We start from the raw sequence: 26,252 nt of genomic DNA, 5'->3' as shown, positions 1-26,252 counted from the left end.
TTAATAAATTAAGGTTGGATTGAAAAGAAGAATATTAATAATATTTTAGCTTTTAAATAAACCAGTACTGAGGACAGTTGAAACAAACAGTCCTTGTACTGGTTTTTTATTTTTTTAGATACAATTGATTTTATGAGTAGATAATTAAAAGGAGTGGATCAGAATATGGAAAAGAAAGTGTTAACAGTGTGTCCTTATTGCGGAAGTGGGTGTAATTTATATCTTGTAGTTGAGGATGGAAAGATTGTAAGAGCGGAACCTGCAAATGGTGATAATAATGAAGGAAAATTATGTTTAAAAGGATATTATGGCTGGGATTTCTTAAATGACCCTCAAATATTAACTTCTAGAATTAAAAAGCCTATGATAAGAAAAAATGGAGAGTTAGAGGAAGTTTCATGGGATGAAGCTATTAAATTTACAGCAGAAAATCTTATGAAGATAAAAGCTAAATATGGACCAGATGCAATTATGGGGACAGGCTCAGCTAGAGGTCCAGGAAATGAACCAAACTATGTAATGCAAAAGTTTATGAGAGCAGTTATTGGAACTAACAATATAGATCATTGTGCTAGAGTATGCCATGGACCATCTGTTGCAGGACTTACTTATTCACTAGGTGATGGCGCAATGTCAAATTCTATTCCAGAAATTGAAGATTCAGATGTTTTATTTATATTTGGATATAATCCTGCAGAAACTCATCCTATAGTAGCAAGAAGAATAGTTAAGGCTAAAGAAAAGGGTGCAAAAGTAATTGTGACAGATCCTAGAAAAACAGATGTTGTAAGATTGTCTGATTTATGGCTTCAACTAAAGGGTGGAACTAATATGGCTTTAGTTAATGCCTTTGGAAATGTGTTAATAAATGAAGATTTATATGATCATGATTATGTAGAAAAATATACTGAGGATTTTGAAAAGTATAAAGCAGAAGTAGAAAAATATACTCCAGAATATGCTGAAGAGATAACAGGCGTAAAAGCTGACTATATAAGAAAAGCAATGAGGACTTATGCAAAGGCTAAAAATGCCACAATATTATATGGTATGGGTGTTTGTCAATTCTCACAAGCTGTTGATGTAGTAAGGGGTCTCGCATCTATTGCTCTTTTAACAGGAAACTTTGCAAGACCGAGCGTAGGAATCGGACCAGTTCGTGGACAAAATAATGTACAAGGAACTTGTGACATGGGGACAATCCCTAATAATTATCCAGGATATCAACTTGTAACAGATAAGAAAGTACAAGAAAAATTTGAAAAGGCTTGGGGCGTTAAACTTTCAGATAAAAATGGATATTTCTTAACTCAAGTGCCTGAATTAGTTCTTAAGGAAGATAAAATAAAAGCCTACTATATATTTGGAGAAGATCCAGTTCAAAGTGATCCAAATGCAGCAGAGCTTAGAGAAGCTTTAGATAAAATTGAATTTATAGTGGTGCAAGATATATTTATGAATAAAACAGCCCTTCATGCTGATGTTATTTTACCTTCAACTTCTTGGGGAGAACATGATGGAGTTTATAGTTCAGCAGATAGAGGCTTCCAAAGGATAAGAAAAGCAGTGGAACCTTTAGGGGATGTAAAAACTGATTGGGAAATAATAAGTGCAGTAGCAACAGCTATGGGTTACCCAATGAATTATAAAAATACAGAAGAAATATGGGATGAAATGAGAAGCCTATGTCCTAAGTTTGCAGGAGCAAGCTACAAAAAGATTGAAGAACAAGGAATTGTTAGATGGCCTTGTCCTACAGAAGATCACAAAGGAACTTCTTATTTATATGAAGGAAATAAATTTACGACTCCTAGCGGTAAAGGAAGATTATTTGCTTGCGAATGGAGACCACCAGTTGAATTAACAGATGAAGAATATCCTTTAAGTTTATCAACTGTAAGAGAAGTTGGACATTATTCAGTAAGAACAATGACAGGAAATTGCCGTGCCCTTCAAAAGCTTGCAGATGAACCAGGATTTATACAAATGAGCATTGAAGATGCAGAGGAGTTAAATATAAAAGATCAAGAACTTGTAAGAATAACATCTAGAAGAGGAAGTGTACTATCAAGAGCTCTTATTACTGAAAGAGTTAAAAAAGGTTCTACCTTTATGACATATCAATGGTGGATTGGTGCATGTAATGAGTTAACTAATGATAGTCTTGATCCTATTTCAAAAACTCCTGAATTTAAGTATTGTGCAATTAAGGTTGAAAGAATCGAAGATCAAAAGTCAGCTGAGGAATATATAATAACTGAATATGAAAACATAAGAAAGAAGATGAGAATAACATCTGAAAAATAATATTTGGAAAGGAAATAGCAATGATTAGTGTAGAAGAAGCTTTAAGAATAATTTTGGAAGAGTCTAAGGTTTTAGAAGATGAAGAAAAGGAAATTTTATCTTGTTTAAATAAAGTACTAGCAGAAGATATAAATTCTAGAGACAATCTTCCACCCTTTGATAAATCAGCTATGGATGGATATGCCATAAAAAGTGAGGACACGGATTTATATGAAGATGGAGTTTCAATACAGCTTGAGATAGTTGATCTTATAAAAGCTGGGGAGTCTAGTGATAAAGAATTAAGTAATGGGCAAGCCATGAAGATAATGACAGGAGCGCCAGTGCCTAAAGGTGCAAATGCAGTAATACAAATTGAAAAAGTAGAGGTTCGTGAGGATATTCTTTATATTTCTGAGAAAGTTAAAAATGGATGCAATGTAATAAAACTTGGTGAAGAAATTAAAGTAGGAGATATTGCTTTAAGAAAAGGAACGCTGATTAGGCCAACTGAAATTGGAGTTTTAGCTTCTTTAGGCTATAGCAAAATTAAAGTTCATAGAAATCCAGTAGTATCAATACTTACAACGGGAGATGAACTTGTAGATATAGATGAAACTCCTAAGTTTGGGCAAATAAGAAATAGCAATGAATATTCGCTAAAAGCATTAATTAAGAATTTAGGCTTAGAAGCTTTATCCCTAGGAATTGTAGAAGATAAAAAGGATACTTTAAAAAGTAAAATTAAAGAAGCATTAGAAAAATCAGATGTAGTTATAACTTCAGGTGGTGCGTCAGTTGGAGATTTTGATTTTGTAGAACAAGTATTAAAGGAAATAAATGCTGATATAAAATTTCAATCTGTAGCTATAAAACCAGGAAAGCCAATAAGTTTTGCAGTTATTGATAAAAAACTATTTTTTAGCTTACCAGGCAATCCATTATCTGCAATAACTACCTTTGAAGAATTCGTAAAGCCAGCTTGTGACAAAATGCTTGGTAAAAACATGGATAGTGATAATACTTTCCCAGTTATACTAGCTGAAGACTTTAAGGAAAAAGAAGGCAGAAGTAAGTACATATATGTAAAGATAAAAGCTGAGAACGGAAAGCTATACGCATATAAGGCCGGATCTCAAAGTTCTAACCAGTTAATTACTATGAGTAAGGCAAATGGAATAATAATAATGCCAGAAGGAATTGGATATAAAAAGGCAGGGGAAGTTTTAAGTGGAAAATTTATCTTTAAATAAATTAAGTGAGATTAAAGTAATATCTATAGTTGCAACTAAATCTGAAACAGGCAAGACAACATTAATAGAAGCATTAATACCTATATTCAAAGAAAAAAACTATAACATAGGAGTCTTAAAACACGATGCTCATAATTTTGAAATTGATAAAGAGGGAAAAGACAGTTATAGATTTGTAAAAGCTGGAGCAGACAAAATGGTTATTTCATCAAAAGAAAAAATAGCTATGATAGAAAAAACTAAGGAAGAAAAAGATCTTGAAGAAATACTAGAACTATTTGTAGATATGGATTTGGTAATCATAGAGGGATATAAAAATAATGGATACCCTAAAATAGAAGTTCATAGAAAAGAAGTTGATTCAAAGCTTCTATGTGAAAATGAAAGTTTAGATAGAACGAAATTTTTAGCAATAGCTACTGATGAAAAGCTAAGTTTAGACATAGAACAATTGGATATTAATGATGTGAATAGGATAGCTGAATTTATTGAAGATAAAGTTATAAAGGAGAAATAAATAATGGAAAAAACATTAGAATGTAAAGTTTTTAAAATAGAAGACGGTATTGGGAAAGCAGATGTAGATGAACTTTTAGTTAGGGAATACCCGCTAACAATTTTTCTTAATGGAAAAAAATTAGCTACACTTTTATGTAGTCCAGAAAACTTAAAAGCATTGTCAGTTGGTTTTTTAAGAACAGAAGGTTTAATAAATACTAGTGATGATATAATATCTTTTAATTTAAATGAAAAAAAGGGAATTGCAGAGGTTGAGACTAAAAATAAAGATGCTGCTCGTGAAAGCTTTTTCTCTAAGAAAATTGATTTAGAAAGTATAAAGGATCAGTCAGTTGATGGAATTGATAATTTCTTAGATTCCTTAAACTGTAAGCCTGTTGAAAGTGATGCTAAAATGTATACTGAAAAAATATTTGAATTTATGAGAACAAATTTAGATTATTCCGATGTTTTTAAAAACACAGGAGGAGTTCACTGCGTTGCATTATGTGATAGCAATGAAATGCTTGTAGTGTATGAAGATGTAGCTAGACATAATGCATTGGACAAGGTTATTGGAGAATCACTGATGAAAGGAATATTCCTTAAGGATAAAGCGGTTATACTTAGCGGAAGAGTATCTCTTGAAATGATACTAAAGGCAGCTAAGCTGGAAATACCAATAATTATATCTAAATCAGCACCTACAAGTCTTTCTGTGGCCCTTGCCAAAAGATTAAATATTACTTTAGTTGGATTTGTAAGAGGCAATAAAATGAATATATATGCTAATGGATATAGAATTGTAGATACTAATAAAAAATCAGAATTCTAGTATTTTGTTTTTTAGATGCTTGATTGTACAAAGGAGTGAAATTAATATGGAAAATTACAATTCTTTCATTGTGGGAGATGCTAATAAGTGCGTTGGGTGTAAGGCTTGTGAAATAGCCTGCTTTAAGGCTCATAATGAAGCAGTCACTGTTGGAAATATAGAGACACCAATAATTTCTAGGATACATGTTATTAAAGAGAAGGACTTTACAGTTCCAGTTCAATGTAGACATTGTGAAAATGCGCCTTGTGCAAAGGTCTGTCCTATAAATGCAATTAAAAATGAAGATAATGCAATAATAATTGATGAAGAAATTTGCATAGGTTGTAAAGCATGTGCAGTAGCTTGCCCGTTTGGAGCTATTGAAATGGGAACTAAGTATAAGGCTGGAAAAGCAGTCATGCAAAATGTACAGAAGGAATTATTTGAAGAAGTCCTAGAAGAGAAAGAAACAAAGGTTGCATATAAATGTGATTTATGTAAAGAACAAGGTGAACCAGCTTGTGTAAAAGCATGTCCTAAAGATGCTCTTAAATTATTCGATGTCATAGAAGAAAAAAGAATAAGAAACATAAGAGCAGTAAGTAACTTAAATATATAACTAACCGAAATTGAATACATGTTTATTCCGTTGGACTAAGAAAATTTCACTGAATGTCACTAAATGTCAGGTTGCATCCATTTCAGTTTGCTCCTAAGACAAGCTTAGGACAAACCAAAATGGAACAACCAGCCATTAAGTGACATTGGCAGTTCATTTTCTAATGCCAACTTCACAAACATGTATTCAATTTCTAGGCGAGATATATTTTTAGGTATAAGTCGAAAAATTAGTTTGGAATTTAAATGGGTGATTTTAAATTTCAATGAAACACTACACACAACATGTCACTTATTTCTAGTGTAGATATATATTTGAGGAAATATAAAGTTTTTGATATATATTATAAAAGAAAGGAATTTAGTTTATGGATATTGGTTTTGTAAATATTGATAAAGAGTTATGTACTGGGTGTCAGCAATGTGTTGAAGTATGCCCTGTAAATGCAATACAAGGCGAAGCGGGACAACCTCAAGAGATTGATTATGATGTTTGTGTTTCATGTGGACAATGCATACAGGTATGTAATTCTTATGCGTTTGAAAATAGAGAAAACAGCCATGCAATAGAAGAGAAAAGAAGAGCTAGAGGCTTACTTGAAAGTGTAAATGAGCCGGTTTTTGCGGCTTTTAACAAAGGAAATGCAGCTAAAGTGAAGGAGGCTCTACATAATGAAGAATTATTTACTATAGTTCAATGTGCACCAGCTATAAGGGTTTCTTTAGGTGAAGAATTCGGACTTAAAGCTGGAAGTTTAACAGCTGGTAAAATGGCAGCAGCTCTGCGAAGATTAGGTTTTAACAGGGTTTATGATACTAACTTTGGTGCGGATTTAACAATAATGGAAGAAGGCAGTGAGCTTATAAAAAGGGTAACAAAAGGTGGGAAATTGCCGATGTTTACTTCTTGTTGTCCTGCCTGGGTGAAATTTATGGAACAAAGCTATCCAGAGCTTTTAAATCATCTTTCAAGCTGTAAATCGCCACAACAAATGGCTGGAACAATTTTTAAAACCTATGGTGCTAAAATAGATAAGGTTAGTCCTAAGAAAATATATAATGTAGCTATAATGCCATGTACTTGTAAGCAATTTGAATGTGATAGAGAAGAAATGCAGGATAGTGGTTTTAAGGATGTAGATATAGTTATTACTACAAGGGAATTTGCTCAGCTTATAAGAGATAAAGGCATAGATTTTAAAAACTTGAAGGATGAAGAGTTCGATTTACCACTTGGAAGTTATACTGGAGCTGGTAATATTTTTGGAGTAACTGGTGGTGTAATGGAAGCAGCACTTAGAAGCGGCTATGAGATGCTTACAAAGAAATCTATTCCTAATTTAGAGCTTAATTTTGTACGAGGCAGTGAAGGAATTAGGGTTGCAGAAGTGAAATTGCCGAAGATAACACTAAAAGTGGCGGTGGTTTCAGGATTGAAAAATGTAGTTAAAATACTTGAAGATATAAAAGAAGGAAACTGTGAATTTGATTTTATTGAAGTTATGACTTGTCCAGAAGGTTGTGTAAGCGGTGGTGGACAACCTAAGTTTATCTTAGATATAGATAGAAGAAATGGTTTGGTGAGCAGAAAAAAAGGTATCTATAAACATGATTCTGAACTTGAAATAAGAAAGTCTCATGAAAATCCTTTTATAAAAAAATTATATGAGGAGTTTTTAATAGAACCTCTTGGTGAAAAATCCCATCATTTACTACATACAAAGTTTGTTTCGAGAAAAAAGGAGGAAATATAAATGAATAATTTTGTTATAGCAAATCCAAAAAGATGTATAGGCTGCAGAACTTGTGAGGCTGCATGTGTTGTTGCACATTCTGAAGAAAACATACTTGTACAAAGTAAGGATAAGGTTAATTTTAATCCTTGCTTAAAAGTTATTAAAACAGCAGATGTAAGTGCTCCAATTCAATGCAGGCATTGTGAAAATGCTCCGTGTGCTAATGCATGTCCAAATGGTTCGATTATAAATAAAGACGGGGTAGTGTTAATAAATAAAGATACATGCATAGGCTGCAAATCTTGTGCAATAGTTTGTCCTTTTGGTGCTATTGATATAATAGTTGAACATAAAGCAGGAGAGAAAGTTATTCAAAAAGGGTTAATGTGCGATAAAGACGGAAAGCTAGAATATAAAGAAAGATTAGTTGCAAATAAATGTGATTTATGTATAGGTAGGGAAAATGGTCCTGCCTGCGTAGAGGTATGTCCTACAGAAGCATTAAGATTGGTTGAATCTAAAATTATAGATAAAGACATTTTGGAAAAGAGAAAAAATGCTGCAGCTAATTTAGTAAATATAGTATAAGTGTATGAATGTGGAAGTTTTTAAAACAGCAGTAATACTTGCAGGTGGAAAAAGTTCACGAATGGGTTTTGATAAGCAGTTTTTAAGAGTTAATGAAGTGAGAGTTATGGAAAAGTTAATTCATGAACTAAGTAAAGAATTCGAAGATATAATTATTGTCACAAATAAGCCCGAAGATTATAAAAAAGATGGAGTTAGAATAATTAGCGATGAGATAAAAGAATTTGGACCATTATCAGGGATTCATGTGGGGATTAAACAAAGTAAAAGCAGATATGTATACTTTATAGCTTGTGATATGCCGAATGTAAACTTAGATTATATCCGTTATATGAAGAAAGTGCTTACTAATAGTAAAGCAAATGCTTGTATTGCTAAAAGAGAAGGTAAGCTTGAGCCGTTTAATGCTTTTTATTCTGTAGATATATTGCCAGAAGTTGAAAAACTTATAACACTTAATAAAAGATCTATAGCGGGATTAATTGATATTATAGAGCCCCTTTTTATTGAAGAAAATGTTTTAAAAAAATATGATTATTCTTTTGATATGTTTATGAATCTTAACTCAAAAGAAGATTTAAAAGGTTATAATAGAAAGAATAAGCAGGAGGAAAATTATGTTTGATTCATATGGCAGAAAAATAAATTACCTGAGAATATCAGTTACAGATTTGTGTAATTTAAGATGCAAATATTGCATGCCTGAAAAAGGAATAGATAAGATGTGGCATAAAGAGATTCTAACTTTAGAAGAAATAGAAGCCATTACTCAAAGTTTTGTTGAATTAGGTGTAGATAAAGTTAGGATAACTGGGGGAGAGCCGTTAGTAAGAAAAAATATTTTAAAGTTAATTGATGGTATAGGTAAAATAGGAGGAGTTAAGGATTTAGCCATGACTACCAATGGAATTCTCTTAAAAGATTATGCTAAAGATTTAAAAAATGCAGGTCTTAATAGACTTAATATAAGCTTAGATACTTTAAATGAAGAAAAATATTCACAGATAACTAAGGTAGGGAAGATCAAAGATGTACTTCAAGGTATTGAAGCAGCTAAAAATAGTGGGCTTACTCCAATTAAATTAAATGTAGTTTTAATAAAGGACTTTAATGAAAATGAAATAGAAGACTTTATAAATTTAACAAAATATGAGGATATAGAAATAAGATTTATAGAACTTATGCCAATAGGTACTCTAAAGCATTGGTCATCTAATAAATATATTTCTAATGATACAGTTTTAGAAAAGATGTCAGAATTAATAGAAATAGAATCAGCAGATATTTCTTCTCCAGCAAGATATTATAAACTTCCAAATTCAAAGGGAAAAGTCGGGCTTATTAATCCTATATCATGTAAGTTTTGCGGAAATTGCAATAGAATAAGATTAACGGCAGATGGAAAACTAAAGTCATGCCTTCACTCAAACTCTGAGGTGGATTTAAAGAAATTGCTTAGAGAGGGTAAGGATATAAAGACAGTAATTACTGATACTATTAAAAGCAAACCAAAAGAACATGAATTGGAGAACGGAAATTATATTAATAGAGAAATGACAGCAATTGGAGGTTGATTTTATGGAATTTACTCATTTTAATGAAAAAGGAAGAGCTCATATGGTAAATGTGAGTGAAAAGGACGAGACAAAGAGAGTTGCTATTGCAAGAGGATTAATTAAAATGAAAAAGGAAACTGTAGATTTGATAAAAGATGGCCTTATTAAAAAAGGTGATGTTTTATCAGTTGCTCAAATTGGTGGAATAATGGGCGTAAAAAAGACCTCGGATTTAATTCCTATGTGCCATAATATTTTTATTACAGGATCTGATATAAATTTTAATATAGGTGAAGAAGAAATAGAAATTGAAGCAACAGTTTCAACAGTTGGGAAAACAGGCGTTGAAATGGAAGCATTAACAGCTGTAACAACTGCAGCCCTTACTATATATGATATGTGCAAGGCTGTTGATAAGGATATGGTAATAGAAAATGTTAGATTAATAAAGAAGACCGGCGGAAAAAGCGGAGAATACATAAGGGAGATTTAGATAAAATTATGGCTAAAGTATTATCAATAAATATTAGTGAAAAAAAGGGTGTTATAAAAACACCTATAAAGGAAGGAATTTTTATAGAAGAGCATGGCTTAAAAGATGATGCCCATGCTGGAAAATGGCATAGGCAGGTAAGTTTATTAGCTAAGGAAAGCATAGATAAAATGATTAAAATGGGAGTAGATAGCTTAGAAGCTGGAAAATTTGCAGAAAATATAACAACTGAAGGTATTGTTCTTTATGAATTGCCTGTTGGGACAAGATTAAAAATAGGAGAAACAATTCAAGAAGTGACACAAATAGGAAAAGAGTGCCATAAAGGCTGCGCTATAAAAAATCAAGTTGGCACGTGTATTATGCCAACAGAAGGAATTTTCACAAGAATAATAAAAGGCGGAGTTATTAGAGAAGGAGATTCTATAGAAATTTTAGATTAAGTTATATGAAATAAAATAACAAGTCCAAAGCTAGCATTGGACTTGTTATTTATATACGGCATAGATGCTTCCTTCCAATGTGTATATTTTTCGTCAGGCAAGTAGGTTAAGTGCCATTATAGCTTATCTATCATGGCATTTTGTAGGCGGAGAATGATGGAAAAAATATTTCTAGATGAAATTGTTATTATCTATACTCTGAATTAATTAATTGCAATATAAAATAAGAGAGCAGTCGAAAATAAAATTTATAATGGATTCCAAGTTGGTATATCACCTTAACCATGAAACCTACGAAAATTATAGAAATCTAATATTCGTAGGTTATTCCAGTTTTCATGAATTTAATGACAAAGTCATGATATAATAATAGAAAATATTTAATGGTGGAATTCAATAGATAAATAATATCTTTATATTATATTGAAAATTTATATTTTAGTGGGGGAGTTTAACATGGATAAGAAAATTATAGATTTAATAAATAACGAAGATAAAAAAAATCCATTAACAGACGAGGAAATAGCAGAACGATTAAATATATTGAGGGAAACAGTTACTAAGATAAGAAAGGAGAATTTTATACTTGATTCGAGAGAACGCAGAAGACAATTTTTAAGTAATGATATTAAAAATATAGTATTCGAATTTGATAAAATATCAGATAGAAAATTAACTGCGCTACTGAATGAAAAGGGATACAATATTGGAAAGTATGCAGTAAGTAAATTGAGACAGCAAATAGAAGCTACAGAAGATTTGAACAGTGAAAAAAAATTTAAAGATAAAAGTATACAGCTAAATTTAGAAAAGGAGGAGGATAGCATATTCTCTTCCTTTATTGGATATAATGGAAGCTTAAAAAATCAAATTAGTAAAGCACAAGCAGCTATTATGTATCCACCAAATGGGCTTCATACATTAATTTATGGTCCTTCTGGAGTAGGTAAAAGTTTTTTAGCTGAATTAATGCATTTATATGCACTAAAAACGGAGAACTTTGGAAAGAATGTTCCTTACTTCGAGTTCAACTGTGCAGATTATGCAGATAATCCACAACTTCTATTGGCTCAGCTATTTGGATATACTAAGGGGGCATTTACAGGAGCTAATGAAAATAAGCAAGGTATAGTTGAACTTTGCAATGGAGGAATATTATTTTTAGATGAAATTCATAGGCTTCCAGCTGAAGGTCAGGAAATCTTATTCTACCTAATGGATAAAGGAAAGTTTAGAAGATTAGGAGAAGTAGATACGCAGCATGAAAGTAATTTAATGATTATTGCAGCCACAACAGAAGATCCTGAAAGTTCTCTTCTATTAACATTTCGCAGAAGAATACCAATGAGCATTGAAATCCCATCGATAAAAGAACGTCCAGTTGAAGAAAGAATGGAATTTATTAAGAACTTTTTCGTTGTAGAAAGCAGGAGACTAGAGAAGAGCTTGTATATTAAGGAAGAAGTTGTGCAGTGTTTATTAGATTCTGATTACAAAGGAAACATTGGTCAGCTTAAATCAGACATTCAAGTATGTTGTGCAAAGGCTTTTTTAGAAAGCAAGTTAAACAAATCTAAAGAAGTAATTGTTAATCTTGAAAATTTATCTGAAACATTAAAGATTGAATATCAAAGGAAAATGAAGTTAGATAAATATTATTCAGTTATATCAGAAGAAATTGTTGTTTCGCCTGAAGGAAGTCAGACGTATAGAAAATTGGAAGCAAACCAGGTAGATGATGAAAATATTTATAAGCATTTAGATGATAAATATGAAGAATTAAAAAAGCAAGGGATAGATGATGAGAATATTAATGATATCTTAAGTCAAGAAGTAGAAAAAAGTTTGCTGCAGCATATACAAAAAGTTGAAGAGTCACGATTTAGCTATGAAGAAATTTCTAATATTGTAGGTAAAGAAATTTTAGAAATATGTGAGGAAATGTATGAACTTGCTGAAAAGGAAATTAAAGGATTAAAAAATACAATTATTTTTCCATTAGCTATACATATTAATGAAGCAATTTCTTTGACAAGACAACACAAAAGAGTTTTAAATACTAATTTATCAGTAATAAAAGAAGAGTTAAAAAAGGAATGCATAATAGCAAATAAAATCATAGAAAAAATTAATAATAATCATTACATAAAAATTCCTATGGAAGAAGTTCCTTTTCTAGCAATGTACTTTAAGAATTTTCAAAGTACTGTTGAAATTGAAAAAGGGAAAATAGGTCTGATTGTTATCTCTCATGGAAGAGTTGCATGTGGAATGGCCGAAGTAGCAAATGCAATTATAGGAGTAAACCATGCAGTTGGATTAGAAATGGATTTAAAAGATTCGCCCGATGTTATGCTTGAAAAGACTATTAAAATGGTTAGACAAATAGATCAAGGAAGAGGCTGCATATTATTAGCTGATATGGGATCTTTACTTAGATTTAAGGATGCAATCGAAAAAGCAACTGGAATTCATATAGAAGTAGTTGGACGAACAGATACCTTGATGGTAATTGAGTGCTTGAGAAAGGTTTTATATACAGAGGAGACTCTAGAAGTTATCGCAAAAGATTTATCTCTTAAAGAAAATCCATCGCCAATAATTAAATCTATAGATAGTCCAAAGAAAAAAGCTATTTTATGTTTATGTATTACAGGACAAGGCGCAGCAAAAAGAATACAAAACCATCTTAAAAGCAGACTGGAAAGTAATTTAAAAGATATTGAAATTATAACAAGGGGATATATTGAAGACAGGAAAGTAGAGAGTATTATTAGTGCAATAGAAAATTATTATGAGATTTTAGCAATTGTAGGAACAATTGATCCTAAAGTAAATAATTATTCCTTTATACCTATGTCGAGTATCTTTAATCCAAAAGGAATATCATACCTCAGAAAAATAATTAAGGAAAAAACTGTTTTTTATGAAAATAATTTATATGAGGTTTTAGAAACAGACTTAATATCGATTAATCAAAGTTTTACATATAAAGATCAAGTTTTGGATAATGCAATTGAAATTATGAAAAACAAGGGATATGTAAAGCCTGAATACTTGTTAAGTGTGTATAAAAGAGAAGGGCTTATGACTACCTTTTTACAAGGGGGAATTGCAATTCCTCATGGAGATGTAAGCTTGGTTACAAAACCAGTCATATTTATTACAAAATTGGATACTCCTGTTGTCTGGGATGGAATTAATACAGTGGATATAATTTTCGTATTAGCTCTTGAAGAAAATTCAAGAAATTATTTTGAACAACTATATAAGATCATCAATGATGAACAGAGCATTTCAGCTATTCGCAAGTCTAATACAAAAGAAGAAATATTAAAGATTTTATGCCAAAATACTTAATTGGTCAAAAAATGGCATCCTTCTTGCTTTATATATAAGCAAGAAAGGAGCTATGAAAAATGGAGATTAAAGATTTTCCTAAAGTAACGGTAATATTAAGAGGATATACTTATTCTCAAATTAGAACAGTTGTTAAAAACTTAATAGGAACAGAATTAAAAGCAGTTGAGATCACAATGAATACTCCTGATTCAATAAGTATTATTCAAAAAATTAGTGATGAGTTTGGTGATTCAATTAAAGTAGGAGCTGGAACTGTAAAAACTTATAAGGAAGCTGATGAGGCTATTAAAGCTGGAGCAACATTTTTATTATCTCCAGTTATGTTAAGCAAGGAAATAATAGACTTATGCAAAAAAAATAATGTCATATCAGTTCCTGGAGCCTATACACCAACAGAAGTTAATAAAAGTTTTGATGATGGAGCTGATATTGTAAAGGTTTTTCCTGCTGGAACATTAGGTACTAAATTTTTATCTGATATTCAGGCACCTCTTGGCAAACTTCCATTAATGGTAGTTGGCGGGATTAATGCTGAAAATGTTTTAAACTATTTTAAAGCTGGAGCAAGTTTTGCAGGGATTGCTTCTGGAATCTTTAACAAAGATGACATATTAAATGAAAATGAAGAAAATATTATAAGATCAATTCAATATTTTGAGAGCAATGTAGAATAAAATACGAGGTAATTTATATGAGCGAAATATTATTTAATGAATCATTAATAATAAATTTAAGTGATTTAAATACTAATAATGAAGCATTAGCAGTCATTGCAGATCATTTGTATGAAAATGGTCATGTTAAAGAAGGTTATAAAAATGCGATTTTAAAGAGAGAAGCTGAATTTCCAACAGGTTTATTTACTGGAGGCCTTAATGTGGCTATACCTCATGCAGATGTAAATTTTGTTAATGAGGCATCAATTGCAGTAGGAATTTTAAAAAAGCCAATAAAATTTAGAGCTATGGATGAACCAGAGAACGAAATTGATGTCAGCTTAATCATAATGCTAGCATTAAAGGAAGCACATGGACATATACAAATGCTTCAAAAAGTTGTTAACTTAATCAAAAATCAAGATAGTATAAAAAAGATAATATCTTGTAACGATGTAAATAAAGTCAATCAAATAATATCAGAATACTTATTAGATGAGGAGAGATAATTATGAAAAGAATTTTAGTAGCATGTGGAAATGGAATAGCAACATCAACAGTAGTAGCAACAAAAATTAGAGAAAAATGTGAAGATAATGGGATTGCTGTATCTGTTACACAATGTAAGTTATTAGAAGTGGAATCAAAAGCAGAGGATTTTGACTTATTAGTCACAACAGGAAAATTTACTGGTGGAAACGTTGATATTCCAGTAGTTGGTGCAATATCTTTATTAACTGGAATGGGAGAAGAAGAAACATTAGATGAAATAATAAGTCACTTAAAATAATCATTTTATAAAAGGTATAAGTGAAAGGGGAATATAAATATGCAAATTATTTATAACATATTTAATACCATAATGGATGCAGGCGCGGTTGTAATGCTTCCTATAATTATCACGATAATAGGTGTAATTTTTAGGGTTAAATTAGCAAAGGCTTTTCGTTCGGGTCTTATAATAGGAATAGGTTTTGCAGGAATAAATCTAGTAATTAATTTGATGAAGTCTAATTTAGGGCCAGCAGCTCAGGCTATGGTTAAAAATTTTGGAATAAAACTTGATATTCTCGATGTAGGCTGGGGTGCAATTGCAGCAGTTACTTGGTCATCTCCAATTATAGCTATTTTAATATTTTGTATTTTAGCAACTAATATCATAATGTTAATTTTAAAGGCAACAGATACTTTAGATGTTGATATTTGGAATTATCATCATATGGCAATAGTAGGAATAATGGTTTATTTTGTAACACATAATATTCCGTTAGGAATTGCTGCAACAGTAATAATGGCAATAATAACATTTAAATTGTCAGATTGGACAGCACCACTTGTAGAAGAGTATTTTGGAATCCCAGGGGTTTCACTTCCTACTATGTCAGCCTTATCTTCAATTATAATTGCAGCACCTTTAAATTGGCTTTTGGATAGAATTCCAGGAATCAATAAAATTGATTTTGAAATGAAAGATACTAAGAAATATCTTGGATTTTTTGGTGAACCAATGATTATGGGATTAATTTTAGGATGTATTATTGGATTCTTAGCAAAATATCCTTATGCACAAATTCTTTCATTAGGTGTAAATATGGCAGCAGTTTTGATTTTAATACCTAAAATGACCTCTCTATTTATGGAAGGATTAATGCCAATCTCAGAAGCTGCTAAGAAGTTTACTCAACAAAAATTTAAGGGAAGAAAATTCTTAATCGGGCTTGATGCAGCAGTTGTTGTTGGTAATCCTGATGTTATTACAACTTCACTAATTGTTATTCCATTAACTATATTAATGGCAGCAGTTTTGCCAGGAAACAGAGTATTACCATTTGCAGATTTAGCTGTTGTAACATTTAGAGTTGCTTTAGTAGTAGCCATAACTCGTGGTAATTTATTTAAGAACATTATTATGGGACTTGTATGTACTGGAGTTATTCTATTAGCAGGTACAGCAACAGCACCTGTTTTAACTCAACTTGCAAATTCAGTAGGTCTTAACCTTTCAACAGATGGAAGCTTTATTTCATCTTTTGCGGCAACAAGCTTAACAGTAAGTTACTTAGTATATATAGCATTCACTAGTAATCTGTTTATAAGTATTCCAATTCTAATAATAGTTATAGCAGGTACTTGGGTTGTTATGAGTAAAATAAATCAAAAAAGGAATGAAATTTTAGAAGCTAAGGTAGCGGTAAATGAATGACTTTAGTTAAAATATAACACTGTTTTTTCAGAAAGGAAGAGAAAAATGATTATTTCAGATGTTAAAGTGTATACAGTAAAGCCTAGATGGATTTTTATAAAGGTTACAACAGATAATGGGTTAGAAGGCTGGGGAGAAATGGTATCAGGTACTAAAACTGAAACTGTTGTAGCTGGTGCGAAAGAAATGGCTAAGAGAATTATGGGACGTAATCCGTTGGAGATAGAAAAAATATGGCAGGAGTTATTCCGTGTGTTCTTTAGAAGTGGGCCAATAAATATGACAATTATATCTGGAATTGAAATGGCTCTTTGGGATATTAAAGGAAAGTATTATAATGCACCAATCTATGAATTATTAGGTGGATCTGCTAGAGATAGAATAAAAGTATATTCTTGGATAGGTGGAGATCGTCCAAGCGATGTGGTAAAGGACGCACAAGACCGTGTAGATAGAGGCTTTGATTCAGTAAAAATGAATGCAACAGAAGAACTTCATTATATAGATAATTTTAAAAAGATTGATGAAGTAGTAGAACGTGTTGCAGCACTTAGAGAAAAATTCGGTAATGATTTAAATATAGGTGTTGACTTTCATGGAAGAGTACATAAGCCTATGGCAAAAGTCCTAGCAAAAGAACTAGAACCATATAGACCAATGTTCTTAGAAGAAGTCGTATTATGTGAGAATAAAGAAGCATTTAAAGAGGTTGCAAAACATGTGGTTACTCCACTTGCAACAGGTGAAAGACTTTACACAAGATGGGATTTTAAGGATTTGCTTGCAGGTGGATATATTGATATTATACAACCTGATGTTGCATTAGCAGGAGGTATTTCAGAAACAAGAAAAATTATTGCTATGGCAGAAGCCTATGATATAGCAGCAGCACCGCATGCGCCATATGGCCCTATAGCATTAGCAGCGACACTTCAAATTGACTCTTGTAGTCCCAATGTATTTATTCAAGAACAATCTCTTGGGATTCATTATAATAAAGGTTTTGATCTTCTTGACTTTGTGGAAAATAAAGAAATATTCCAATATAAAGATGGATTTGTAGACTTACCAACAAAACCAGGATTAGGGCTTACTATTAATGAGGACAAGGTTAAAGAAGTTGCAATGGAAGGACTGAATTGGTCTAATCCAAATTGGAAAAACTATGATGGAACAAAAGCTGAATGGTAAAGTTTTTAATTTAGCTTACAATTTTTAAGTTTTAATAAAACTAAAGAATCTATTCGAAAAATTCATAGATTCTTTTAGAGTAAAAAGTAACTTATAGTAAATAAAATTTTATAATTGTTGGATTCTAAAGTTAACACTTTACATCCACTATAAAACCCATGAAAATGATATGATTCCTTCATACTAAAAAGGGAGCAGGTCATTTTCGTGGGTATTTTCTTTGAAAATTCTCTTTTAAAAAATATACTGCCTGTACTTCATTTGCATTTGAGTCATAAATTATAGATATGAATGCAGCATCTTTATATTTAAAATGCATATCTCCATTTTTATCACTAATAGGCTCTCACAACACTTTTTTCTGTGCCAGATATTTTTGTAGTGTCTTGTTCTGATTCATTTACTATATTGTTCGATGTAAGCTGCTTTGAAATAACCTCCATTATCTTTATAATAGTATGTCCATATTTCTTGTTTTTTTCTAAGTTCAATGCATTTAGCACAGTTGCATCACAAGAAATTTCACAATCCTGTTTCATTTTATAAATTGAGTACCATATTATAGGATTAAACCAATAAATAGCTTGTATCAGTATGTAAACAAAGTTTACTAGCAAATCACTTCTTTCTATATGGACTAACTCATGCATAAAAACAAATTTCAGTTCTTCCTCTGACAACCTATCTACAAGTTCTGAAGAAATCAATATTTTAGGATGTATTATTCCAGATAACATGGGTGATTTAAGATGTTTGTAATAAATAATCGGAACTTTCGAATTAATTTTAAGTCTGGATTTACATTGGTTTAAAAGTATAATAATATCCTGCTTATCGCACTTTGAATAATTTTTAAGTTTAGCCCAAAGTAGTATATTAATAATAATATATAGTAAAATCCCACACGCACCTATTAACCACACAAAAGCTAAAGTTTCAAAATTAAATCTTAAGGACGTTGAATTAGTATTACTATATTCGAGATTAAAACTAGGATTTTTATTAATGTTATTGATATTTGAAAATTTGGCGATTTTTGTTTAGTCACATTAAATATATTATTCTGGTGAGAGGGAGGGATAAGATTAAGAATGCTTAGAGGACTTTCTAGATTTAATGGAATTAAAAGTCTAAGTAAAAGTAAAAACCAGATATAATAATGAAATTTTGCACTAAGCTTTTGCCTTAGAATACTTTTTATTAACAATATTCCTATAGCTAATATACTCCCCATTATAGATATTAATATGATGTTTCAAATAATTTTAATGTGTTAATATATCTTCACCTGCCTTTCTTTTTAATTTTTTTCATCTAATATCTTTTTTAATTCTTCGATCTCTTTTTTAGAAATTTTATCATCGTTTATAAAGTTCACAACCATATTATAAAAAGATCCTTCGTGTATTTTTTCTACAAAGAATACTCTTTCTTCCTTTGCTACTAATGGATAAAACTTATGCTGACCACAACTTTTATCAACTCCAAGAGCTTCCTTTTTAACTAATCTGCTAATGAGTGAATGAATAGTTTTAGGACTCCAATCAGTTTCAGTACTTAAAGAGGTAATAAATTTCTTTGCTAATTATAATAAAGTTATCTAATTTTGTTATAAAATGATTAAATAACTATTTAATTGTTAGTTTTTCTGCTAAAATACTTTTATGGTATATATACTTAATTACATATGATTAGAATTTTAGGGAGGAATTATTTTGAATTGGTTTAAAAATTTAAAAATATCTAAAAAATTAATACCAGCTTTCATTATTGTAGCTTTGCTTATAGTATTGGTTGGCGCTATTGGAATAAGAAATATGCAGATTCTGAAGAACAATGCTCAGGATATGTATAATCAGAATCTCTTATCCATTCAGAAAATTAATAAAGTTAAGCAAGATACTTTAGAAATAAGATATGATTTATTGAAAATTTCAAACCAAGCAAATAAGGAAAATCAAAATCCGGGATTAGAAAAGGAAATTCAAGACTATGCTGCGGATACAGATACTATACTTAATGATTATGAAAAAAATTTGTTGACTGAAGATCAAAAAACTACTTTTAGCGATATAAAAAGTAATTTAAGTGATTTTAGAACTATCTATAGTGATGTTATAAAGTTAGCAGATGCACAGGACTTTGAAAAATCTAAAACTAGATTTACTGAAATAGCTACATCCAGAGCTAATTTATTTAAAGGCTTAGATACTTTAATTCAAGCAAATGATGATAAAGCAGCTAATTCATACAAGCAGGATGCTAATACATATACTTCGTCTTTATATATAATAATATTTGTTATAGTTTTAGGATTAGTACTTGCTATAGCACTTGGAACATTTATCTCAATTGTTATAGCAAGAAATTTAAATAAGGTTCTAAATTTTGCTGAAGCCATTGGAGATGGAGATTTAACTCAAGAAATAGAATTAGACAGCCAAGATGAAATCGGAAGACTTTCTAAGGCTCTAAATAAGGCCGCTGAAAATATAAAAGAACTTATATCACAAATATTTAACAGTGTAGAAAAGATAAATTCAGCTAGTGGAAATTTGTCAGCTACTACTGAAGAAATATCATCAATGATGCAATCTTCTAGTGAAGCTACGGAGACAATTGCTAAAGGAGCTCAAGACTTAAGTGCTACTACACAAGAAGTTCAAGCCTCGATGGATGAAATAGCAATGAATACAAGTAACCTAGAGCAGAAGGCTGAAGAATCTAAAGTATCTGGTAATGATATAAATAAAAGAGCTATTGAAATAAAAGAAAAGGCTACAGAGAACATAAAACAAAATGGTAAAATTTATGAAGAAAAAAGACTTAATATTATAAAAGCTATTGAAGCTGGGAAGGTAGTTGAAGAAGTTAAACTGATGGCGGAGTCTATCGGCAGTATATCTGAACAAACAAATCTTCTAGCATTAAATGCTGCCATAGAGGCTGCAAGAGCTGGAGAGCAAGGAAAAGGCTTTGCTGTAGTTGCTGAAGAAGTTAGACAATTAGCTGAACAATCTTCTGAAGCTGTAACCAAAATTCAAAATATGGTTATTCAAGTAAGAACTGCTTTTAATGAATTATCGTCTAGTGGACAAGACATATTAGATTATATGGTAAATAACGTGAAGCCAAGTTACACTTTGTTATTGGATACTGGTATACAATATGAGAAAGATGCAAAGTTTGTAAGCGATATGGCTATTGATATATTTGATACTGCTAAACAAATGAATGAGACAGTGATGCAGGTGAATAAGGCTTTTGAAGGTGTTTCAGCTACAGCTGCAGATTCAGCCGCTAGTTCAGAAGAAGTATTAGCTAGTATTAGTGAAATTACAAAAGCAGTAACTGAAGTTGCGAGCTCTACTCAAAGTCAAGCTGAGTTAGCTCAAAACTTGGATGAATTGGTACAAAAATTTAAAATATAAATTATTGAAAGTCAATAATTTCTTAGATAAGATAAGTTCATTTTAAAGGCTATGCTTCGAATCTACAATAGGACCCACAAAAATCTAAAATTTAGATTTTTGTGGGTTATTTTAGTTTGTGATCATCTAAAGAAAATCTTGTGTTAGATGAATTCAATCAAATATTTATTTTTAACTAGTATAAAAAATGGATTCTAATGGATTAAAAAAAGAACAAGTTAACTTATTTATATAAATTTTATTACCATATTGCTAATTTAAATCATAAGTCTTTATCTATCCATATTAAATGTAATAGCAATTTATCATTGAAATTTATATAAAAGGGAAACTTGCTTTGTTTACAGTTTGGCAATATGTTTATTATAATATTATAAATGATGATTAAATTAAGGTGGCATAACTATGGATAGAACTATACTTATTATTGAGGATGAAGAGGACATAAGAGATATAATAATGCATTACATAAAAAAAGAAGGCTTTAATGTGAAGGAAGCTGAAAATGGTATTGATGGAATAAATATATTATCAAGTGAAAAAATAGACTTGATAATTTTGGATTTAATGCTCCCTGATATGAATGGATATGATGTTTGCAGAAAAGTATCTAAGGAATATAATATACCAATCATTATGCTTACAGCTAGAAATGATATTGTTGATAAAATATTAGGTCTCGAGTTAGGGGCTGATGATTATATAACCAAGCCTTTTGACATAAGAGAAGTAATGGCAAGAGTAAAAGCATGTTTAAGAAGAATGGATAGCCTCATAGAAACAAATAATGCAAATATAATCAAAATTTCTGAAGATATAAAAATAAATGAAGATAGTAGGGAAGTTTTTAAAGGAGGGCATATTATTAAATTAAAGCCTAAAGAATATGATCTCCTTTTAACCTTTGCTAAAAATAGAAATATAGTAATGTCTAGAGAAAAACTATTGGAAAAAATTTGGGGTTATGATTTTGAAGGGGATAGTAGAACTGTTGATGTTCATGTTCAAAGGCTTAGAAAAAAGTTGGAAAGTGAAAGTAGTGAATCCATTATTGAAACAATTTTTGGCGTTGGATATAAAATGGTTCAATCTATGAAAGGATAAAAAAATGAGATTTTCAATTAGATATAAATTTGCAATAGGACTTCTTGTTATCTTTTGTTTTGCTTTTAACTTTATGACTTTTTTTATAAGCAATATAGTGATGAAAAATAATCAAAATATTATAAAAGGTGAACTTTTAAGCTCTCAGAGGGATTTAAATATATATTGCAAGCAGTTTCTTGCGATAAATAATATAAAACCAAATGAGGATGATTTCAATATGCATGTAAATTTCATAGGAACAGCCATATCATTAAAGGTTAATAATAGAATTGTATTATATAGAAATGATGGCACGCTGCTTTTGGATACAGATTATGGAAAAGGAGATATTTATTCAGATATTGGTGACAGTATAGATGATGGCTTAGAGGATTTAAAGTCAGCTATAAAAGGAAAATCAGCATATAAAATTCTAAAAATAGATAAAACTTATAAAGTTATTTTTTCAGAACCGTTGTTTACGGAGGGAAATACATTAGGAATTTTGAGATATGAAAAAGATTATACAGAATTATTTGAAACTGGTAATGATTTGATATTCAAAATAAAAATATTTATGTTTTCTACATTTTTAATATTATTCATATTTTCATTCCTTCTTTCTACAAAAATAATTATTCCAATTATAAAACTAAACAGAAGTACAAAAGAGATTAGCGATGGTAACTTTGAGGCAAATGTATTCATAGGTTCTAATGATGAAATTGGTGAGCTTGGAGAAAGCTTTAATATAATGAAAGATAAAATAAAGGAGCAAATAGAAACAATAAAAAAGGATAGGGATGATTTAATTAAAATTGAAGGACACAGGAAAGTGTTTTTTGATAATGTAACACATGAAATGAAAACCCCATTAACCATAATTGATGGATATTCTCAGATAATTTTAGATGAGGGAAGCTCTGATAAAAAACTTATTAAAAAGGCAGCTTCTAAAATAAAAAAGGAATCAAATAAACTCCATCAAATGATTGCAGATATTTTAAATATGTCTAAATTAGAGTCAAAAAGAGAGAGGAGAGTTAAAGAAAAACTCGATATGTCCCTTGTTATAAAAAATATATGCGAGGATATGGGTGTTAAGGCCAAAAAATATGAGATTACAATAGAAAAAACTCTAGAGGAAGAAGTATATATTTTAGCAGAGAGGCATGACGTATGGAGAATGCTTATAAACATAATAGATAATTCTATAAAGTATGGAAATGTGAAATCTATTGTAAGAATAAATATGTTCGTAGAGGATGGATACTGCAATATTATTGTAGCGGATGAAGGAAAAGGCATAAGCGAAGAGGCAATAGAAAAAATATTTGAACCTTTTTACAGAGAAGATAAAGATTCATTAAACATGATACAAGGGAATGGACTTGGATTATCTATAGTTAAAGCAATAGTAGATAAGTATAAAGGTTTAATAAATATTGAAAGTAAAGACAATAATGGAACGACAGTGTATATAAAACTTCCTATGTATTTACAAGTTGGCAATAAGTTGATTAAATGATAGCAATATTTTAGATTTATTATTTCATTATAAGTTAGCTGTATTTGTATAAGCATGTAAATTAAAAATATAATTTTATTTTTGTTATATTTTTATTTGATGAAGGAAAGGACAGATGTAATAATGAAAAATAAAAAAATATTATTGATAATAGAAATTGCAATTCCAATTATAATATTAGGAGGAAGTTTTGAAATAGAGAGATATATTAGTGCACGAGTAGAAAAGTTTTCGAATAATATTGTAATAGTTAATGAAGATAATTCGGCATTAGGAGAAGATGACAAGCCTTTAGAAATAGTAAATAGACAATCGTATGGAAATGTAGAAGGTTTTTCAGAAAATTTTGGATTTATAGGTGATGATGAAGCTTTGGTTGGTATTGGATTAAGCCAAGAAGAGTTTTATAAAAAATATCCTAATGAATTTGATACAAGTAATGAAAAGGATGATAAACTTTTTGACGAGGCAAACGATGATATTTATGGCAATATATACAGATTAAAGCTTTCAACTTTAGAAAAAAAGCCATTGCCATTGGGTATAGAAGTGAGCAGTTTATGGTCCGATTTAGAACCCAATGTTAATAAGATAACTTACATTAAGGATAACAATTACTTAATATACGATTTAAAAAATGATTCAAGTACGGTTTACCAAAAAGCAAGTGACGTTAAGGAAGACATCGGAAATGTAAAAGGGAATTGGTCAAAGGACGGAAGTTATATAATAAGTTATTATGATGGTGATTTGGATTTATATAATGTTAAAGAGAAATCTTCAAAAAAGCTTAAAGTTAAAAGTGATAATTTATGGATTGGGACAATACCTAGTTTTTATAGTGAAAATGGAGAAAATATATATTTTATCGGTACACAAAATAAAAATAATGATTCAAGATACCAAAGAACAGGAATATTTAAAATAAACAGCAGTAGTCAAAAAATTGAAGAGGTTTTAGTATTACCGTATCGTGATACACAGAGTTCAGATTATAGTAAAGAAAGCGGCATACCATCAAATGACTATTCTATATTAGAGGAAGGTAAAAAAATAATATTAAATGCTACGATAGAAGGTAAAGATGGAACCTATATTTATGATGTAGACAGTAAGAAATTCTATAACGTGATTCCACATGTAAATACAGATGCAGAAGGTTCATATTGTTCAGCAATTTGGGTATCACCAGATAAGACAAAGGTGATTTACCTTAATAAGGAGTTAGAAGATGGTAAGAAGCAGTGGAATTTATATGCTGCTAAAATAAACGGAAACAGCTTAACAAGTAAAATATGCATATATAGAGGTATTAATTTTCCAAGAACAATTTCTAATGCAGTCCAATGGAGTGGAGATAGTAAAAAAATATTATTTTTTTCAGGCAGTGAAAAGATAGAAAAAAATAATTTTGTTTTTACAGATAAGAATGAGGTCAATATTATTACATTTAAGTAGGATGAAGCTACGAATTATGTTACAACTGATACTAATGGTAACACTACATTAGATTCGGGTTAACTTGCTTTAGATTCAATAGCATAGGAGCAAGTTTATTTGTTCAATTTAAATAAAGTTATTTTTGAAACAAGTGTTTCATGTTCTCTAAATTGTTATTTTTGTAATAAAGATAATGCTTCTGCTGCAGCATCATGCTTTTGTAAAAGATGGAATTATGATTGTTTAATATCAAATTATAAGAAGCTTGTAGAAGATGTTATAAAATTAGGCGTACAAAAAATAATTATTTTAGGTGGAGATCCATTTTATAATCTATATGTGTCTGTAAAAGATATAGTGACTTATGCTAATGATGCTAATTTTTGTGGAAACATAAGTATATTTACAAATGGTTATTTTTTAGATAAAAATGTAATTGAGGAGTTAAGCAAATTTAAAAATATCAAAGTAAATATAAATTTCTTAGGGTATAATAAAATTGATTATAAGATGGTAACAAATCAAGAAAATATTTTTGATAAAGTTATTAATAATGTTTTATTAATGAAAAAATATAATATACCTATTTCAGGAACGATGTTAATTAATAGATATAGTGCTTCTAGAAGAGATAAAGATTCAAAGATTAGTAATTTAAATATTCCCATCGGAGAAAAGATTCTATATACAGATGAATTGTTATCAATTAATGCAATTAACGCACCTTATGATAGAATGATAGATGTAAATTATATTTCATACGAGATGTTAGCTAATGTAAATCCTTGTTTATATAGGCAATTATTTATTGCTTCAAATGGTAAAGTTTATGTTTGCCCATATCTTAGAGATTTTGAATTGGGAGATTTGAACACTAACACATTGCCCAAAATATTATCACAGAATTCATATAGGGAATATTGGTATATAAGTAAATCAAAAATAAAACCTTGTAATAAATGTAAATATCGTATTCAGTGTTTTGATTGTAGAGCTATCGAATATTCTGCTACAAAAAATCTTAAAAGTGAATTTTTTTGCAACATTGCAAAAAAAATAATGTAAA

23 protein-coding genes are annotated in these 26,252 nt (G+C 30.2%); 22 read left to right on the top strand and 1 reads right to left on the bottom strand.

Annotated elements, in window-relative coordinates; all coding sequences use genetic code 11:
- The first annotated feature begins 165 nt into the window (after positions 1–165).
- From fdhF to dgoD, 17 genes are all read left to right on the top strand, one after another.
- Positions 166–2,307, top strand: coding sequence for a formate dehydrogenase subunit alpha (gene fdhF / locus CDLVIII_RS25440; protein ID WP_009172363.1), 2,142 nt, complete (start codon positions 166–168; stop codon positions 2,305–2,307).
- A gap of 20 nt (positions 2,308–2,327) precedes the next feature.
- A complete protein-coding gene (glp, locus tag CDLVIII_RS25435) occupies positions 2,328–3,539 on the top strand; it encodes a gephyrin-like molybdotransferase Glp (protein WP_009172362.1) in 1,212 nt (403 codons plus the stop codon).
- Complete coding sequence (mobB, locus tag CDLVIII_RS25430) at positions 3,517–4,056, top strand: molybdopterin-guanine dinucleotide biosynthesis protein B (RefSeq protein ID WP_009172361.1); 540 nt, start codon at positions 3,517–3,519, stop codon at positions 4,054–4,056. Before glp ends, mobB begins: the two co-directional genes overlap by 23 nt.
- A 3-nt stretch (positions 4,057–4,059) precedes the next feature.
- Positions 4,060–4,872: a formate dehydrogenase accessory sulfurtransferase FdhD gene (fdhD, locus tag CDLVIII_RS25425; RefSeq protein ID WP_009172360.1), complete on the top strand. Its 813-nt coding sequence runs from the start codon at positions 4,060–4,062 to the stop codon at positions 4,870–4,872.
- 46 nt (positions 4,873–4,918) lie between these two features.
- On the top strand, positions 4,919–5,473 hold the full coding sequence (locus CDLVIII_RS25420; RefSeq protein ID WP_009172359.1) for a 4Fe-4S dicluster domain-containing protein: 555 nt from the start codon (positions 4,919–4,921) through the stop codon (positions 5,471–5,473).
- Between the two features lie 367 nt (positions 5,474–5,840).
- Complete coding sequence (locus CDLVIII_RS25415) at positions 5,841–7,226, top strand: [FeFe] hydrogenase, group A (protein ID WP_009172358.1); 1,386 nt, start codon at positions 5,841–5,843, stop codon at positions 7,224–7,226.
- A complete protein-coding gene (locus tag CDLVIII_RS25410) occupies positions 7,227–7,796 on the top strand; it encodes a 4Fe-4S dicluster domain-containing protein (RefSeq protein ID WP_009172357.1) in 570 nt (189 codons plus the stop codon). It begins immediately after the preceding gene.
- Positions 7,797–7,800: 4 nt separating this feature from the next.
- Entirely contained in the window at positions 7,801–8,421 is a 621-nt protein-coding gene (locus CDLVIII_RS25405) for a molybdenum cofactor guanylyltransferase (protein ID WP_009172356.1), read from the top strand.
- On the top strand, positions 8,414–9,370 hold the full coding sequence (gene moaA, locus CDLVIII_RS25400; protein ID WP_009172355.1) for a GTP 3',8-cyclase MoaA: 957 nt from the start codon (positions 8,414–8,416) through the stop codon (positions 9,368–9,370). The genes CDLVIII_RS25405 and moaA overlap by 8 nt, the downstream gene beginning before the upstream one ends.
- 4 nt (positions 9,371–9,374) lie before the next feature.
- Entirely contained in the window at positions 9,375–9,845 is a 471-nt protein-coding gene (moaC, locus tag CDLVIII_RS25395; protein ID WP_009172354.1) for a cyclic pyranopterin monophosphate synthase MoaC, read from the top strand.
- An 8-nt stretch (positions 9,846–9,853) separates the two neighbouring features.
- Positions 9,854–10,288 carry an MOSC domain-containing protein gene (locus CDLVIII_RS25390; RefSeq protein WP_009172353.1) on the top strand — a complete coding sequence of 145 codons (435 nt, stop codon included), beginning with the start codon at positions 9,854–9,856 and terminating at the stop codon, positions 10,286–10,288.
- 456 nt (positions 10,289–10,744) lie between these two features.
- Positions 10,745–13,648, top strand: coding sequence for a sigma 54-interacting transcriptional regulator (locus tag CDLVIII_RS25385; RefSeq protein WP_009172352.1), 2,904 nt, complete (start codon positions 10,745–10,747; stop codon positions 13,646–13,648).
- Positions 13,649–13,707: 59 nt separating this feature from the next.
- A complete protein-coding gene (locus tag CDLVIII_RS25380; protein ID WP_009172351.1) occupies positions 13,708–14,325 on the top strand; it encodes a bifunctional 4-hydroxy-2-oxoglutarate aldolase/2-dehydro-3-deoxy-phosphogluconate aldolase in 618 nt (205 codons plus the stop codon).
- A gap of 17 nt (positions 14,326–14,342) precedes the next feature.
- Complete coding sequence (locus tag CDLVIII_RS25375; protein WP_009172350.1) at positions 14,343–14,816, top strand: PTS sugar transporter subunit IIA; 474 nt, start codon at positions 14,343–14,345, stop codon at positions 14,814–14,816.
- Between the two features lie 2 nt (positions 14,817–14,818).
- Positions 14,819–15,097 carry a PTS sugar transporter subunit IIB gene (locus CDLVIII_RS25370; RefSeq protein ID WP_009172349.1) on the top strand — a complete coding sequence of 93 codons (279 nt, stop codon included), beginning with the start codon at positions 14,819–14,821 and terminating at the stop codon, positions 15,095–15,097.
- A gap of 39 nt (positions 15,098–15,136) precedes the next feature.
- Positions 15,137–16,510, top strand: coding sequence for a PTS transporter subunit IIC (locus tag CDLVIII_RS25365; RefSeq protein WP_009172348.1), 1,374 nt, complete (start codon positions 15,137–15,139; stop codon positions 16,508–16,510).
- Positions 16,511–16,555: 45 nt separating this feature from the next.
- Positions 16,556–17,701 (top strand): galactonate dehydratase, encoded by a 1,146-nt coding sequence (gene dgoD, locus CDLVIII_RS25360; RefSeq protein ID WP_009172347.1) that lies wholly within the window; start codon positions 16,556–16,558, stop codon positions 17,699–17,701.
- A 335-nt stretch (positions 17,702–18,036) separates the two neighbouring features.
- Here dgoD and CDLVIII_RS25355 read toward each other — a convergent pair whose 3' ends face one another.
- Positions 18,037–18,624 (bottom strand): M56 family metallopeptidase, encoded by a 588-nt coding sequence (locus CDLVIII_RS25355; protein ID WP_035301927.1) that lies wholly within the window; start codon positions 18,622–18,624, stop codon positions 18,037–18,039.
- Positions 18,625–19,416: 792 nt separating this feature from the next.
- Between CDLVIII_RS25355 and CDLVIII_RS25350 the strand changes: the two genes are divergently transcribed.
- From CDLVIII_RS25350 to CDLVIII_RS25330, 5 genes are all read left to right on the top strand, one after another.
- Complete coding sequence (locus CDLVIII_RS25350; RefSeq protein ID WP_009172346.1) at positions 19,417–21,132, top strand: methyl-accepting chemotaxis protein; 1,716 nt, start codon at positions 19,417–19,419, stop codon at positions 21,130–21,132.
- Positions 21,133–21,537: 405 nt separating this feature from the next.
- On the top strand, positions 21,538–22,236 hold the full coding sequence (locus CDLVIII_RS25345; protein WP_009172345.1) for a response regulator transcription factor: 699 nt from the start codon (positions 21,538–21,540) through the stop codon (positions 22,234–22,236).
- Between the two features lie 4 nt (positions 22,237–22,240).
- Complete coding sequence (locus tag CDLVIII_RS25340) at positions 22,241–23,746, top strand: HAMP domain-containing sensor histidine kinase (RefSeq protein WP_009172344.1); 1,506 nt, start codon at positions 22,241–22,243, stop codon at positions 23,744–23,746.
- Positions 23,747–23,869: 123 nt separating this feature from the next.
- Complete coding sequence (locus CDLVIII_RS25335) at positions 23,870–25,204, top strand: hypothetical protein (protein WP_009172343.1); 1,335 nt, start codon at positions 23,870–23,872, stop codon at positions 25,202–25,204.
- Positions 25,205–25,303: 99 nt separating this feature from the next.
- Complete coding sequence (locus tag CDLVIII_RS25330; protein WP_009172342.1) at positions 25,304–26,251, top strand: radical SAM protein; 948 nt, start codon at positions 25,304–25,306, stop codon at positions 26,249–26,251.
- Position 26,252: the final 1 nt, after the last annotated feature.

Origin of the sequence: Clostridium sp. DL-VIII, assembly GCF_000230835.1 — a bacterium.
In the GTDB taxonomy this organism is placed as follows: Bacteria; Bacillota; Clostridia; order Clostridiales; family Clostridiaceae; genus Clostridium.
Note: the sequence above shows the minus strand (reverse complement) of the source record. Positions and strands in the feature narration are given on the sequence as shown.